The organism is Nonomuraea soli (assembly GCF_013761175.1).
In the GTDB taxonomy this organism is placed as follows: Bacteria; Actinomycetota; Actinomycetes; order Streptosporangiales; family Streptosporangiaceae; genus Nonomuraea; species Nonomuraea soli.
Genome location: NZ_JACDUR010000005.1, coordinates 450,797 through 468,091 on the forward strand (window position 1 = coordinate 450,797; position 17,295 = coordinate 468,091).

At 71.9% G+C, this 17,295-nt stretch carries 1 protein-coding gene (running past one end of the window); it reads right to left on the reverse strand.

Going from position 1 to position 17,295, the window contains the following annotated elements; genetic code table 11:
• Positions 1–17,295, reverse strand: partial view of a type I polyketide synthase gene (locus HNR30_RS46885; RefSeq protein ID WP_220133984.1) — the 3' portion only. It continues 10,044 nt past the right edge of the window; 17,295 of the gene's 27,339 nt are visible here — the last part of the coding sequence; the start codon falls outside the window, past its right edge; the stop codon is at positions 1–3.

The following is a 17,295-nucleotide window of genomic DNA, read 5'->3' on the forward strand; positions in this document are numbered from 1 at the left end:
TTAGGAACCCCCGCCCTCAAGGGCGAGTTGAATCAGGAGGTCGGCGTCCATGGTGTCGATCGCCTCTGCCTCGGTCGGGTTGTCCGGCTCGCGGTCGTCGGGACCGGCCAGGCGGAGCAGGCTGTCCAGCAGGCCCGCCTCGCGCAGCCGCGAGATGGGGATGGTCGTCAGGAACTGGCGCACCTCGGCGTCGCTGTGCGCCGGGCCGGCCTCGGCCGCCGCCACCGCGGGGAAGAGCTGCTCCAGGACGAACTGGGTCAGCGCCAGGGGGCTGGGATAGTCGAAGATCAGCGTCGCCGGGAGCCGCAGGCCCGTGGCGGCGCTCAGCTGGTTGCGCAGCTCGACCGCGGTCAGCGAGTCGAAGCCGAGGTCCTGGAAGCGGCGCCGCGGTTCGACCGCCGAAGCGTCGGCGAAGCCGAGCACCACCGCGACCTGCTCCCGGACGAAGTCGACCAGGGTGGCGTGCAACTGCTCCGGATCCATCGTGGCCAGGCGCTCCGACAGGGACTGCGCGGACCTCGTACGGCGAGGCTGCGGCCGGGTCCTCGCCCTGGCGAAGCGGGCGGGGACGAGGTTCGGCTCGCCCGTGCGGAGGGCCGCGTCGAACAGCGCGAGACCTTCCTGGACCGACAGGGGCTTGATGCCCGCCCGTTCCATCCGGCGCAGATCGGCCTCGGACAGGTCACCCGCCATACCGCCGGAGGCCCACAGCCCCCAGGCCAGCGAGGTGGCCGCCAGACCCTGCTCGTTTCTCTGCCTGGCCAGCGCGTCGAGGTAGGCGTTGGCCGCCGCGTAGCTGGCCTGGCCCGCGCTGCCCACCACACCGGCCAGGGAGGAGAACAGCACGAACGCGGTCAGGTCGAGGTGGGCGGTCAGCTCGTGCAGGTGGCGGGCGGCATCCGCCTTGGGTCGCAGGACCGCGTCCATGCGTTCCGGGGTGAGCGAGCCGACGACACCGTCGTCCAGCACGCCCGCCGTGTGAACGACCCCGGTCAGCGGGAGCGAACCCACCAGCCTGGCCAGCTGCTCACGATCGCCGACGTCGCACGCCACGACCGTCACGGCCGCGCCGAGCTCCGTCAGGTCCGCCACCAGCTCCCCCGCTCCAGGAGCCTGGCCACCGCGCCGGCTGACCAGAACCAGGCGTCCCACGCCGTGGGCCGACACCAGATGCCTGGCCACCAGCGCGCCCAGGCCGCCCGTGCCACCGGTCACCAGGACCGTGCTGTCGGGGCCGAACACCGGGCCTACGAGCCGCTCGCCCGGCTCCGCGGCTCGGTCGCTGTCGGCGGCCGGTGGGGCGGCATTCTGGCGGTTCAGCTTCGGCGCCAGCACCTGCCCGTCGCGCACCGCCACCTGCGCCTCGCCCGAGGCCAGCGCCAGCCCCATCAGTTGCTCGTCGGCCGCGGCGCCCTCGTCCAGGTCGAGCAGGACGAACCGGCCCGGCTGCTCGGCCTGCACCGCGCGCACCAGACCCCACACCGCCGACTGCACCGGATCCGCCACCGAATCCCGAGAGACCAGCACCAGCCGCGAGGACGCGAACCGCTCCTCGGCCAGCCACCGCTGCACCAACCCGAGCACCTCATGCGTCACCGCACGCAGATCCTCACCCGACGGCCCCTCGACCAGCACAGCCTCCGGCGGCTCCACCACCGCGTCCAGATCGTCGGCCCACACCCAGGCAGGCGCCGTCCCGGCTGTAACCACCGCCGTCCAATCCACCCGGTGGAGCAGGCTCTCGCCTCCGGCGGCGCTCAGACCCGCGGTGGACATCGGGCGCAGTGTGAGCGCCTCGACGTCGGCCACGGGGGCACCGGTCTGGTCGGCGATGGCCAGCGTGACACTGCTCCCGCCCGTAGCGATGATCTTCACGCGGGCCGAGGTCGCGCCCGGAGCGTGCAAGGAGACACCCGACCAGGAGAAGGGCAGGTACGGCTTGCCGGGCTCGGGCTGCGGCAGCAGATCACCCACAGCACAGGCGTGCAGCACGGCGTCCAGCAGAGCCGGGTGCACCCCGAACCGGTCCGCCTCGGCATGCGCCTCTTCGGGAAGGTCGATCTCGGCGAACACCTCACCCGGGCGCGTCCAGGCGCGGACCAGCCCCTGGAAGGTCGGGCCATAGTCCAAGCCCAAGCCCGCCAGGTCGTCGTACAAGCCCTCGACCGCCGCCGGTTGCGCGTTGGCCGGAGGCCACTGCGTCAGCTCGAACGCCGGGAGCGGAAGCTCGGTGGTCAGCAGACCCTGGGCGTGCTGGGTCCACTCGGCGGCGTCCTGGGCTCGGGAGTGGACGGTCAGGGCACGCGCCTCCGGATCCTCCGCCGATCCAATGACGACCTGGAGCTGAAGGCTGCCCTCCGCAGGCACCACCAGCGGCGCCTGGATGGTCAGCTCCTGCAGGTAGGAGCAGCCGACCTCGTCGCCGGCGCGGGTGGCCAGCTCCACCAGGGCGGCGCCCGGCACCAGCACGTGCCCGCCCACCATGTGATCGGCCAGCCACGGCTGGGCCCTGACCGACAACCTGCCGCTGAAGACCACCGACTCGCCACCCGCGACCTCGGTCACCGCGCTCAGCAGCGGGTGGTCGATCGCGCCGAGTCCCGCGTCCGCCATGTCGGCTGTGTCGATCATGGCAGGGACCCAGTAGCGGTCATGCTGGAAGGCGTAGGTCGGCAGGTCGACGTGCTTGGTGGGGGTGAGGATCGTGGTCCAGTCGACCGTGGCGCCGTGGGTGTGGAGGGTGCCCAGAGCTTCGACCACCGTGCGGACCTCGTCGCGGTCCTTGCGGGCCGTGGGGATGAACACGCCCTCGTCGACGCAGTGCTGCGCGAGAGCGGTGAGGGTGGTGTCGGGGCCGATCTCCAGGAACACGCTCGCCTGGCTGGCCGCGACTCCGTCGGCGAAACGGACGGCGTCGCGGACGTGCCGCACCCAGTAGGCGGGATCGGTGACCTCGCCGCTGGACATGATGGGGATGGATGGTTCGTTGAAGGTCAGCTGCGAGACGACCTGCGAGAAGTCGTCCAGCATCGGGTCCATGAGTGGCGAGTGGAAGGCGTGAGACACCTTCAGGCGTCGGGTGCGGGCATCCACCAGGGCCGCAATCTCCTCCACCGTGGTCTCGCTGCCGGAGATGACCACTGAGGCGGGGCCGTTGACGGCGGCGATGCTGACGTCGGAGCGGCCTTCCAGCAGCGGCGCTACCACTGCTTCAGGGGTCGCGATGGCCAGCATCGCGCCACCCTCGGGAAGCGCCTGCATCAACTGCGCGCGGGCGGTGACCAGGCTGCAGGCATCGGCCAGGGAAAGCACCCCAGCCACGTGCGCAGCCGCGATCTCGCCAACCGAGTGCCCGACCAGCACGTCGGGGGTCACGCCCAGGGAGGTGAGAAGGCGGTAGAGCGCCACCTCGAAGGCAAACAACGCCGGCTGCGTCATACCCGTCTGGTTCAGCGCCTCGACCGGGCCGGAGATCATCGTCTCCCGCAACTCCGAGGGAAGCAGCGCGCAGACTTCATCGAGCGCTTCGGCGAACACCGGGAAAGCCGCCGCGAGTTCGGCGCCCATGCCGACCCGCTGGCTGCCCTGACCGGCGAACAACATCGCCAACCGGCCGCCACTCGCCGCGCTCGCCGTACTGTTCTCGGCCAGCGCCCGCAGACCGGCCACCAGCTCGGACCGATCCGCGCCCACCACCACCGCGCGATGCTCCAGCAACGCACGGCCAGTGGCCAGCGTCCAAGCCGGATCCACCTCCGGCCATTCCTGCGCCCACGAAGCGAGCCGGGCAGCCTGCGCCCGCAGAGCCTCAGGCGTCTTCGCGGACAGCAGCCACGGCGACACCGCAGCCTCGCCCGCGACCGGTCCCTCGGCCACCGGACCCTGCTCGATGATCACGTGCGCGTTCGTGCCGCTGATCCCGAAGGAGGAGACCGCGGCGCGGCGGGGGTGGCCGTTCTGCTGCCAGGCGACCGGCTCGGTCAGCAGCTCAACAGCCCCCGCCGACCAGTCCACGTGCGGGCTGGGCTCGTTCACGTGAAGCGTCTGGGGAAGCAGCTCGTTGCGGAGAGCCATGACCATCTTGATCACGCCACCGACTCCGGCGGCGGCCTGCGTGTGCCCGATGTTCGACTTCAGCGACCCCAGCCACAGCGGCCGGTCGCGGTCCTGGCCGTAGGTGGCGATGATCGCCTGGGCCTCGATCGGGTCGCCCAGGGTGGTGCCGGTGCCGTGGGCTTCCACGGCGTCCACGTCGCTGGTCGTCAGACCGGCGTTGGCCAGGGCCTGGCGGATCACCCGCTGCTGCGAGGGACCGTTCGGCGCGGTCAGACCGTTGCTCGCACCGTCCTGGTTGATCGCGCTGCCGCGTACGACGGCGAGGATCTGGTGCCCGTTACGCTGCGCGTCGGACAGCCTCTCCACCAGGAGCACGCCGACGCCCTCGCCCCATGCCGTGCCGTCCGCCGAGGCGGAGAAGGCCTTGCAGCGGCCGTCCGCCGAGAGTCCGCGCTGGCGCGAGAACTCGATGAACATGCCCGGCGTCGACATCACGGTCACGCCGCCCGCCAGCGCCAGGTCACACTCGCCGGAGCGGAGTGCCTGAGCTGCCCAGTGCAGCGCCACCAGCGACGACGAGCACGCCGTGTCGACGGTGACCGCAGGGCCCTCCAGGCCCAGCGTGTACGAAACCCGACCGGACACCAGGCTGCCGCCGCTCGTGTTCGCCGGAGTGCCGAGACCGTAGTCGTGGTACATCACGCCCGCGAACACGCCCGTACGGCTGCCGCGCAGCCCGTCGGGGCTGATCCCGGCACGCTCGATCGCCTCCCACGACGTCTCCAGCAACAACCGCTGCTGCGGATCCATCGCCAGAGCCTCACGCGGCGAGATTCCGAAGAAGCCGGGATCGAACTCTGCCGCGTCGTAGAGGAAGCCGCCGTGCCGCGTGTAGGTCTTGCCGGGCGTACCAGGTTCGGGCCCGTACACCCCTTCCACATCCCAGCCGCGGTCGGACGGGAAGTCGCCCACCGCGTCCCGGGCCTGCGCGACCAAGTCCCACAGCTGCTCCGGCGAGGAGACACCTCCGGGGAAGCGGCAGGCCATGCCCACGATCGCGATCGGCTCGTCCGCCGCGACGCCACGGGTCACCTCTTGCTCGACCGTTTCGCCCGCGAGCTCAGTGGCCAGATGGGCGGCCACCGCCTCGGCCGTGGGGTAGTCGAAGATCAGGGTGGCCGGGAGCCGCAGCCCGGTCGCGGTGTTGAGCTGGTTGCGGAACTCGACCGCGGTGAGCGAGTCGAAGCCGAGGTCCTGGAACTGGCGCCGCTGGTCGATCGCCGACCCGTCGGGGAAGCCGAGGACGGTGGCGGTGTGGCTCTTGACCAGCTCGGTGAGCATCGACTGCCGCTCCGCCTGGGTCATGGTCGCCAGGCGCTGCGTGAGCCCGCCTGCCGTGGCCGCTCGCCGTACCGGCTTACGATCCGCCCGGCGCTCGGCGAGCCGGGCGGGGACGAGGTTCGGCTCACCGGTGTGGAGGGCGGCGTCGAACAGCGCGAGGCCTTCCTGGATCGACAGGGGCTTGATGCCCGCCCGTTCCATCCGCTGCAGGTCGGTGTCGGTCAGGTCGCCCGCCATGCCGCCGGAGGCCCACAGGCCCCAGGCCAGCGAGGTGGCCGCCAGGCCCTGCTCGTTTCTCTGCCTGGCCAGCGCGTCGAGGTAGGCGTTGGCGGCCGAGTAGCTGGCTTGTCCAGCGCTGCCGACCACACCGGCTATCGAGGAGAAGAGCACGAACGCGGTCAGGTCGAGGTGGGAGGTCAGCTCGTGCAGGTGGCGGGCGGCGTCGGCCTTGGGTCCCAGGACTCCGTCGAACCGCTCGGGGGTGAGCGAGCCGACGACACCGTCGTCCAGCACGCCCGCCGTGTGAACGACCCCGGTCAGCGGGAGCGAACCCACCAGCCTGGCCAGTTGCTCACGGTCGCTCACGTCACACGCCGCGATCGTGACCGTCGTGCCCAGCCCGGTCAGCTCGGCCGCCAGTTCGGCAGCCCCCGGTGCCTGGTCTCCGCGCCGGCTGACCAGCAGCAGATGACCGACGTGGTAGGTGTCGGCCAGGTGCTTGGCCACCAGCGCGCCCAGGCCGCCCGTGCCACCGGTGACCAGGACCGTGCTGTCCGGGCCGAACACCGGCCCCGCGACACGCTTGCCACCGGCGCCCTGCCCTGCCGGCTCGCCGCCAGCGGACGGCTCTGCGGCTCGGTCGCTGTCGGCGGCCGAGGGTGCGACGGCCAGGCGGTTCAGCCTCGGCGCCAGCACCTGCCCGTCGCGCACCGCCACCTGCGCCTCACCCGAGGCCAGCGCCCCGTCCACCAGGGACTCATCGAGCGCGCCGGCTTCCACGTCGAGCAGGACGAACCGGCCCGGCTGCTCGGCCTGCACCGCGCGCACCAGACCCCACACCGCCGACTGCACCGGATCCGCCACCACACCCCGAGTGACCAGCACCAGCCGCGAGGACGCGAACCTCTCCTCGGCCAGCCACCGCTGCACCAACCCGAGCACCTCATGCGTCACCGCACGCAGATCCTCACCCGACGGCCCCTCGACCAGCACGACCTCCGGCGGCTCCACCACCGCGTCCAGATCGTCGGCCCACACCCAGGCAGGCGCCGCCCCGGCTGTAACCACCGCCGTCCAATCCACCCGGTGCAACATGCCCTGGCCACTGGCCGAAGCCAGGTCCGAGGTCGACAGGGAGCGGAAGGTGAGTGTGCGCACCTCCATCATCGGAGCGCCGGTCTCGTCGGCGATGGCCAGCGTGACGCTGCTCTCGCCCGTTCCGGAGATCTTCACCCGCACCGAGGTCGCGCCGGTCGCGTGGAGCGAGACGTCAGACCACGAGAACGGCAGGTACGGCTGGCCGGGCTCCGCATCCGGCAGCAGATCGCCCAGGCCTGTCGCGTGCAGCACGGCGTCCAGCAGAGCCGGGTGCACCCCGAACCGGTCCGCCTCGGCATGCGCCTCTTCGGGAAGGACGATCTCGGCGAACACCTCACCCGGGCGCGTCCAGGCGCGGACCAGCCCCTGGAAGGCCGGGCCGTACTCCAGACCCAAGCCCGCCAGGTCGTCGTACAAGCCCTCGACCGCCGCCGGCTGCGCGTTGGACGGAGGCCACTGCGTCAGCTCGAACACCGGGAGCGGAAGCTCGGTGGTCAGCAAGCCCTGCGCGTGCTGGATCCATGGGCTCGCCGGATCGTTCTCTTGGCGGGTGTGGATCGAGATCGGCCGGGTGCCCGAGTCTTCGGAACCGAGGACGACCTGCATCTGCAGGCCGCCTTCGACCGGCAGCACCAGCGGGGCTTGCAAGGTCAGCTCCCGCACCTGCGGCCAGCCCACCTCCGCGCCCGCTCGCAAGGCCAGCTCCAGCAGGCCTGCGCCGGGGAGCAGCACGGTGCCGTTCACGGCGTGGTCGGCCAGCCACGGCTGCGCCTGGAGGGAGAGGCGCCCGCTGAAGATGACTGTCTCGCCGCCCGCGACCTCGGTCACCGCGCTCAGCAGCGGGTGGTCGATCGCGCCGAGCCCGGCGTCCGCCACATCGCCTGAGCCGGGCTGCGCGGTGATCCAGAACCGCTGGTGCTCGAAGGCGTAGGTCGGCAGGTCAACGTGCTTGGCCGGAGGGACGATCGCCGCCCAGTCGACCGTGGTGCCGTGGGTGTGGAGAATGCCCAGGGCCTCGACCAGCGAGCGGACCTCGTTGCGGGCTGCCGGGATGAAGACGCCCTCGTCCAGGCACTGCTGCGCCAGGGCGGTGAGGGTGGTGTCGGGGCCGATCTCCACGAACACGTCCGCTGCGGCAGCCCGCACGCCGTCGGCGAAGCGGACGGCGTCGCGAACGTGGCGCACCCAGTAAGCAGGGTCTGTCACGGAACCGCTGGTCATGATCGGGATGGACGGCTCGTTGAAGGTCAGCTGCGAGACGACCTGCGAGAAGTCGTCCAGCATCGGGTCCATGAGCGGCGAGTGGAACGCGTGCGACACCTTCAGACGTCGCGTGCGCGCATCCACCAGGGCCGCGATCTCCTCCACCGCGGTCTCGCGGCCGGAGATGACCACCGATGCGGGACCGTTGACGGCGGCGATGCCGACGTCGGAGCGGCCCTCCAGCAGCGGCGCTACCACTGCTTCAGGGGTCGCGATGGCCAGCATCGCGCCACCCTCAGGCAGCGCCTGCATCAACTGCGCACGGGCGGTGACCAGCGCACACGCATCGGCCAGAGACAGCACCCCGGCCACATGCGCGGCCGCGATCTCACCGACCGAGTGCCCAACCAGCACGTCCGGGGTCACGCCCAGCGAGGTGAGCAGGCGATACAGCGCCACCTCGAAGGCGAACAACGCCGGCTGCGTCATCCCCGTCTGGTTCAGCGCCTCGACCGGACCGGAGATCATCGTCTCCCGCAACTCCGAGGGAAGCAGCGCGCAGACTTCATCGAGCGCTTCGGCGAACACCGGGAAGGCCGCCGCGAGCTCGGCGCCCATGCCGACCCGCTGGCTTCCCTGACCGGCGAACAACATCGCCAACCGGCCACCAGCAGACCCGCTAGCCGTACCCTCGGCCAACGCCCGCAGACCCGCCACCAGCTCGGCCCGATCCGCGCCCACCACCACAGCCCGCCGCTCCAGCGACGAACGGGCGGACACGAGAGACCAGCCGACATCGGCCAGGCGCAGCTCAGGCCGCTCCTCGACCCACGACGCGAGCCGAGTGGCCTGCGCTCGAAGGGCTTCGGGTGTGCGAGCCGACAACACCCACGGCGACACCGGCAGCTCAGCCTCGGCCTGCTCCGGTTCCTCGGCCTCCGGCCCCTGCTCGATGATCACGTGGGCGTTCGTGCCGCTGATCCCGAACGACGACACCGCAGCCCGGCGCGGACGGTCGTCCACATCCCAGGCCCGAGCCTCGGTCAGCAGCTCAACAGCCCCCGCCGACCAGTCGACGTGCTCCGAAGGGCTCTCGGCGTGCAAGGTGCGCGGCATGACGCCGCTGCGCAGCGCCATCACCATCTTGATCACACCGGCCACACCGGCGGCCGCCTGCGCGTGCCCGATGTTCGACTTGATGGACCCCAGCCAGAGCGGCCGGTCGCGGTCCTGGCCGTAGGTCGCGATCAGCGCCTGGGCCTCGATCGGGTCACCGAGCGTGGTGCCGGTGCCGTGCGCCTCGACCACGTCGACATCCGACGGTGCCAGCCTGGCGTTCGCCAGCGCCTGACGGATCACCCGCTGCTGCGAGGGCCCGTTCGGCGCGGTCAGGCCGTTGCTGGCACCGTCCTGGTTGACCGCGCTGCCCCTGAGCACGGCGAGCACGTGGTGCCCGTTGCGCCGCGCGTCCGACAGCCGCTCGACCAGCAGCACACCGACGCCCTCACCCCAGCCGGTGCCGTCGGCCGAGGCGGAGAACGCCTTGCACCGCCCATCCGTCGACAGGCCGCGCTGCCGCGAGAACTCGATGAAGGTGTTCGGCGTCGACATCACGGTCACGCCACCGGCCAGGGCAAGATCACATTCGCCGGAGCGCAGTGCCTGGGCCGCCCAGTGCAGCGCCACCAGCGACGACGAGCACGCCGTGTCGACGGTGACCGCGGGGCCCTCGAACCCGAAGGTGTACGACACCCGCCCGGAGGCGATGCTGCCCGAACTGCCGGTGCCGATCAGCCCTTCCAGCTCGCTCGGCGCGGCCGAGAGCTGGGGTGCGTAGTCGTGGTACATCACGCCCGCGAACACGCCCGTACGGCTACCGCGCAGTCCCACCGGATCCAGCCCGGCCCGCTCGATCGCCTCCCACGACGTCTCCAGCAACAACCGCTGCTGCGGATCCATCGCCAGAGCCTCACGCGGCGAGATACCGAAGAACCCGGGATCGAACCCGGCCGCGTCATAGAGGAAGCCGCCGTGACGGGCGTAGGAGGTGCCGCGGTGATCGGGATCCGGGTCGTACAGCTTCGCCAGATCCCAGCCCCGGTCGGTGGGGAACTCCCCGATGGCGTCCACGCCGGATGCGACGAGGTCCCACAGTTCCTCGGGTGAGGCGACCCCGCCGGGGAAGCGGCAGGCCATGCCCACGATGGCGATCGGTTCGTCGGCGGCCGCGACATCCGCCACGACGGCCTGCGACGCCTGGTCGCTGGCCAGCTCCGACTCCAGGTAGCCGGCCACCGCCTCGGCCGTGGGGTAGTCGAAGATCAGCGTGGCCGGGAGCCGCAGCCCCGTGGCCAGGTTGAGCTGGTTGCGGAACTCGACGGCGGTGAGCGAGTCGAAGCCGAGGTCCTGGAAGCGCCTGGCCGGTTCCACCGCCTTCGCGTCGGAGAAGCCGAGGACCGTCGCCGCCTGGGTGCGCACCAGCCGCAGGAGGTCCGCCGGATCGAAGGCGGCGGCCGCTGCCGTACCGGATCTGCGTGCGGGCACGCGGACCAGGCCGTGCAGGATCGTCGGGAGGGTCCCGGCCTGGGCCTGCAGCGCCGGGACGTTGAGGGAAGCCGGGACCAGGACGGCACGCTCGTGGCCCACGGCCGTGTCGAACAGCGCCAGGCCGTCGTCAACCGGCAGCGGCGTGATGCCACCGCGTTCGAGACGTCGCCGGTCGGTTTCTGTGAGCTCGCCCGCCATGCCGGAGGCCCACAGACCCCAGGCCAGCGAGGTGGCCGCGAGACCCTGGGCGCGGCGCTGCTCGGCCAGGGCGTCCAGGAAGGTGTTGGCCGCCGCGTAGTTGCCCTGCCCCGCACTGCCCAGCAGGCCGGAGAGCGAGGAGAAGAGCACGAACGCGCTCAGGTCGAGGTCGGCGGTCAGCTCGTGCAGGTGCCAGGCGGCATCCGCCTTGGGTCGCAGGACCGCGTCCATGCGTTCCGGGGTGAGCGAGCCGACGATGCCGTCGTCCAGCACGCCCGCCGTGTGAACGACCCCGGTCAGCGGGACCGATTCCACCAGCCTGGCCAGTTGCTCACGATCGCCGACGTCGCACGCCGCGATCGTGACCGTCGCCCCCAGCCCGGTCAGCTCGGCCATCAGCTCGGCCGCTCCCGGAGCCTGGTCCCCGCGCCGGCTGACCAGCACCAGGCGTCCCACGCCGTGGGCCGACACCAGATGCCTGGCCACCAGCGCGCCCAGGCCACCCGTGCCGCCCGTGACCAGCACCGTGCTGTCGGGCCCGAAAGCGGTCTCCTCGGAAGGCGCCGCGAGGTCCGGATGCCCTGCCTCGCCGCTCGGCGACTCGGCGGTCACCCGGTTCAGCCTTGGTGTCAGCACCTGTCCGTCGCGCACGGCCGTCTGCGTTTCGCCCGAGGCCAGTGCCAGCCTCACGAGCTCCTCGTCCGCAGCGGCGCCGTCGTCCAGGTCGAGCAGGACGAAGCGGCCCGGCTGCTCGGCCTGCGCCGCACGCACCAGACCCCACACCGCGGCCTGCGCCGGGTCCGGGATCTCGCCCAAGGCGGTCGCCACCGCGCCATGCGTGACGATGACCAGCGGCGAAGCGCCGGGCTCCGCCTGCAGGACGTTGAGGACCATGCCCGTGGCGCGACGAGCCGCCGCAGGGGCGGGCCCGTCGTCCACCGGCACGTCCAGCAGCTCGTAGGGAAGGTCCGCCCTCCCGGTACGGCCGGCCTGGATCCAGTCCAGCTGGAACAGGGAGGTGCCGCGTGCGGGCGCCTGCCCGGCGGAGCGGGGCCGCAGGATGAGCGAGCCGACCTCCGCCACGGCAGCACCCGTGGCATCGGCCAGAACCAGGCCGAACACCCCCGTGCTGCTCGTCGCGGAGATCCGGACGCGCAGGGCGGTGGCCCCCTCCGCGTGCAAGACCACGTCGTTCCAGGCGAACGGGATGTACGGCCGGCCTGGATCGGCCTCGGGCAGCAGCCCTGCCAGGGGGATCGCGTGCAGCGAGGCGTCCAGCAGCGCCGGGTGAAGCCCGAACCGCCGGGCGTCGGCCGCGTCCTGCGCAAGCGCGATCTCGGCGTAGACGACCTCGCCGTCACGCCAGGCCGCCTTGAGGCACTGGAACGCTTCGCCGTACTCCATGCCGATCTCGGTCAGGTCGGCGTAGACGCTCGCCACATCGAGCGGCTGAGCACCCGGCGGCGGCCACTGCGCCAGGTCGAAGCCCGACGAGCCGGAGGAAGCCGGAGACAGGACACCCTGGGCGTGCTGCTGCCAGTCCGCGCCGTCGTCGGATCGGGAGTGAATGGTCACCCGTCGCCGGCCAGAGCCGTCCGCTTCCGCGACCACGACCTGCAGGTGCAGGCTCCCGTGTTCGGGCAGGGCCATGGGGGTCTGCAGGGTGAGCTCGTCGAGAACCGGGCAGCCGACCTCGTCACCGGCACGGATCGCCAGCTCGACCTGCGCCGCCCCCGGCACCACCACCTGGCCGTCCACCGCGTGGTCGGCCAGCCAGGGCTGCGTCTGCGAGGACAGCCTGCCCATGAGCGTCAGCGATCCCGAGCCGGGGGCCGGGACGACCGCCGTCAGGATCGGGTGCTCCACCGCTTCGAGCCCGCTGCCCGAGGTGATCTCGATGGGGGCGTCGAGCCAGTAACGGCGGTGCTGGAAGGCGTAGGTGGGCAAGGCGACGTGGGCGGTGGGCACGGGGGCGAAGTAGGCGTCCCAGTCGATCATGACGCCGTGGATGTGGAGGGTGCCCAGGGCTTCGACCACCGTGCGGACCTCGTCGCGGTCCTTGCGGGCCGTGGGGATGAAGACGCCCTCGTCGACGCAGTGCTGTGCGAGAGCGGTGAGGGTGGTGTCGGGGCCGATCTCCAGGAACACGCCCGCTTCCGCAGCGGCCACACCATCGGCGAAGCGAACGGCGTCGCGGACGTGCCGCACCCAGTAGGTGGGGTCGGTGACCTCACCGCTGGACATGATCGGGATGGACGGCTCGTTGAACGTCAAGCGCGAGACGACTTGCGAGAAGTCGTCCAGCATCGGGTCCATGAGTGGCGAGTGGAAGGCGTGCGAGACGCGCAAGCGTCGGGTGCGTGCATCCACCAGAGCGGCGACGTCCTCCACGGCGGCTTCGCTGCCGGAGATGACGACAGAGGCGGGGCCGTTGACGGCGGCGATGCTGACGTCGGAGCGGCCCTCCAGCTGCGGCGCCACCACTGCTTCCGGCGCCGCGATGGCCAGCATCGCCCCACCCTCGGGAAGCGCCTGCATCAACTGCGCGCGGGCGGTGACCAGCGTGCACGCATCGGCCAGGGAAAGCACCCCAGCCACGTGCGCGGCGGCAATCTCGCCCACGGAATGCCCGACCAGCACGTCCGGGGTGACACCCAGCGAGGTGAGAAGGCGGTAGAGCGCCACCTCGAAGGCGAACAACGCCGGCTGCGTCATCCCCGTCTGGTTCAGCGCCTCAACCGGGCCGGAGATCATCGTCTCCCGCAACTCCGAGGGAAGCAGCGCGCAGACTTCATCGAGCGCTTCGGCGAACACCGGGAACGCCGCCGCAAGCTCGGCACCCATGCCGACCCGCTGGCTGCCCTGACCGGCGAACAACATCGCCAACCGGCCGCCACTCGACGCGCTTGCCGTACCGGTTTCGGCCAGCGCCCGCAGACCGGCCACCAGCTCGGCCCGATCGGCACCCACCACCACCGCGCGATGCTCCAGCAACGCCCGGTCGGTGACCAGGGCCTTGCCGACCAGGGCGGGTGCCGTGGTGTTCTGTGTGGCCCAGGAGGCGAGCCGGGCGGCCTGGGCCCTGAGACCCTCGCCGTCGTTGGCGGAGATCAGCCAGGGGACGACCGGCGGTTCGGCGGGTTCGGCGGATTCGGGCGCGGCCGGGCCCTGCTCGATGATCACGTGGGCGTTGGTGCCGCTGACGCCGAAGGACGAGACGCCGGCGCGGCGTGGACGATCCTCCGTGTCCCAGGGCCTGGCCTCGTTCAGCAGCTCGACGGCACCTGCCGACCAGTCGATGTGCTCGGACGGGTTCTCGGCGTGCAAGGTGCGCGGGAGAACTCCGTGCCGCATGGCCATGATCATCTTGATCACGCCACCGACTCCGGCGGCGGCCTGGGTGTGCCCGATGTTCGACTTCAGCGACCCCAGCCACAGCGGCCGGTCACGGTCCTGCCCGTAGGTCGCGATGATCGCCTGGGCCTCGATCGGGTCGCCCAGGGTGGTACCGGTGCCGTGGGCTTCCACGGCGTCCACGTCGGACGTCGACAGCCCGGCGTTGGCCAGAGCCTGACGGATCACCCGCTCCTGGGAGGGACCGTTCGGCGCGGTCAGGCCGTTGCTCGCACCGTCCTGATTGATCGCGGTCCCGCGCACGACAGCGAGGATTTGGTGCCCGTTACGCTGCGCGTCCGACAGCCGCTCCACCAGCAGCATGCCCACGCCCTCGGCCCAGCCGGTGCCATCGGCGGAGGCGGAGAAGGCCTTGCACCGTCCGTCGGTGGCCAGGCCGCGCTGGCGGGAGAACTCCACGAAGACGCTCGGCGTCGCCATGACGGTCACGCCGCCCGCGAGGGCCAGGTCGCACTCCCCCGAACGCAGCGACTGCGCCGCCAGGTGGAGCGCCACCAGCGACGAGGAACAGGCCGTGTCGACGGTGACCGCAGGACCCTCGAGGCCGAAGGTGTAGGCGACCCGGCCGGAGGCGATGCTGCCAGCGCTGCCGTTGAGCACGAATCCTTCGAACCCGTCCGGCGCCTGCGCCAGCCGGCCGCCGTAGTCGTGGTACATCACTCCGGCGAAGACTCCGGTACGGCTGCCGCGCATCGACTTCGGGCTGATCCCGGCACCCTCGATCGCCTCCCAGGAGGCCTCCAGCAGCAGCCGCTGCTGCGGGTCCATCGCGGTGGCCTCACGCGGCGAGACCCCGAACAGCGCGGCGTCGAACTGGTCGGCGTCGTGCAGGAACCCTCCCTCGCGGGCGTAGCTGGTTCCCGCGTGTGCTGGATCGGGGTGGTAGAGCCGCTCCAGATCCCAGCCGCGGTTGACGGGGAAGGTGCTGATCGCGTCTCCGGAGCGGGCCAGCAGCCGCCACAGGTCGTCGGGCGAGAGCACCCCGCCGGGATAGCGGCAGGCCATGCCCACGATCGCGATCGGCTCGTCGGTCTGGACGGTGCGGGTGCTGACCTGCTGGGTCTGGGTGGCGCCGGTGAGCTGGGCGTACAGGTGGTCGGCGAGCGCGTCGGCGGTGGGGAAGTTGAACAGCAGGGTGGCGGGCAGGCGCAGGCCGGTGGCGGCGTTGAGGCGGTTGCGCAGCTCGACGGAGCTCAACGAGTCGAAGCCCAGATCCTTGAAGGCCGCCTCGACTCCCACGGAATCGGGGTCGGCATGCCCGAGGACGAGCGCGATGTTCGTCCTGATGAGGGTGAGCAGTGCCGCCCTGTCCGTCCCGGCGCGGAGCCGCCTGGCCGGTGCGGCGCGCCGTACCTGCGGTTTGACGAGGGATCGGAAGACTGCGGGGATCTCGTCCTGGCGGCGGAGCGTCGTGGTGTCGAGGAGGGCCAGGACCTGCACGGCCCTGTCCAGGTTGAGTGCGGTGTCGAACAGCGTCATGCCCTGCGTGGCGGGCATCGGGGCGAGCCCGATGCGGCCGAGGCGGGCGACGTCGGCCTGAGTGAGCGCTCCGGCCATGCCCTGCTCGGTCTGCCACAGGCCCCACGCCAGGGAGTGGGCGGGCAGGCCGAGGGTCCGCCGGTGGACGGCCAGGGCGTCGAGGTAGGCGTTGGCGGCGGCGTAGTTCGCCTGACCGGCGCTGCCCACGGTGGCGGCCACGGACGAGTACAGGACGAAGAACGCCAGGTCGAGCTCGGCCGTCAACTCGTGCAGGTGCCACGCGGCGTCGGCCTTGGGAGCGAAGACCCGGTCGATGCGCTCCGGGGTCAGGGAGGCCACGGCGCCGTCGTCGACGACGCCCGCCAGATGGATGATCCCCGTCAGGGGCCTGTCGGCCGGGATGGTGCCCAGCAGCGCGGCCAGCTGTTCGCGGTCGGCCACGTCACAGGCCGCCACGGTGACCTGCGCGCCGAGATCGGTCAGGTCGGACACGAGCTCGTCCGCTCCAGGAGCCGCCGGACCGCGGCGGCCGGCCAGCAGCAGGTGGCGCACGCCGTGCTCGGTGACCAGCCGGCGCGCGGCGAGCGCCGCGAGCCCGCCGGTGCCGCCCGTGAGCAACACCGTTCCCTCCGGCGAACCGGTCAGCAGATCGCCGCCCACGGCTGCGCGGGCCGGCGGGTGCTCCAGTCGCCGGGCACCGGTGAGCGGCGCCAGACGTGGAACGTGGATCGTGCCGGTACGCAGGGCCATTTGCGGCTCGCCCGACATGCAGGCACGCGGCAGAACCGCCTCGGAGTCAGGGTGACCGTCGGTGTCGACAAGGACGAAGCGCCCGGCGTGCTCGGACTGCGCGGATCGGATCAGCCCCCAGACCGGAGCGGTGGACAGGTCGAGCACGTCGCCTTCCACCACGCTGACAGCACCGGAGGTCACGAGCACGAGCTGCGACTGCGCCAGCCGCTCGTCGGCGAGCCACTCCTGGACGAGCGCCAGCACCTCGTAGAGGCGCTCACGGCCCGAGCCGGCCGGGACGCGGTACACGACACGCTCGACGCCCACGGCCTCGTCCAGCGAGATCGGAGCGCGCAGCTCCGCCACCTCGTCCGGCTCCGGCCCCGCCACCGGTACGACCAGCCAGTCCAGTACGTACGGCGTGTGCTCCGGAGAACGCTCGTTCGCCACCGGCCTGACCACGATCGATTCCACCGTGAGGATCGGCGCGCCGGTGTGGTCGGCGACGCTGAGCGAGAGCTCCCCCGCCCCTCTGGCCGTCGTCCGCACCCGCGCCCCGACGCCGCCCGCTGCGTGCGCGTGCACGCCGGACCAGGCGAACGGCAGGAACGGATGTCCCGGCTCGCTCGGCGGCAGCAGCCCGCCGAGGGTGATCGAGTGCAGCACCGCATCGAGGAGCGCCGGGTGGAACCCGAACCGCTCCGCGTCGTCCTGGGCATGGCCGGGCAGGTCAATCTCGGCGTAGACGGCGCCGTCCCGCTGCCAGGCGCCCACCAGCCCCTGGAAGGCCGGGCCGTACTCCAGGCCGCTCGAGGCCAGGTCGTCGTAGAGGTCGTCGATGTCGAGGGGCTGCGCGCCGGGCGGCGGCCACTGCACCAGGTCGAACCCGGGCTCGGGAGCCGCCTCGGCCGGAGCCAGCGTGCCCTGGGCGTTCCGCTGCCAGGCGGTCGCCCCCTCAGCCCTGGAGTAGAGGGAAAGGCCGCGCCGGCCGTCGTCGTCTGGCGCGTC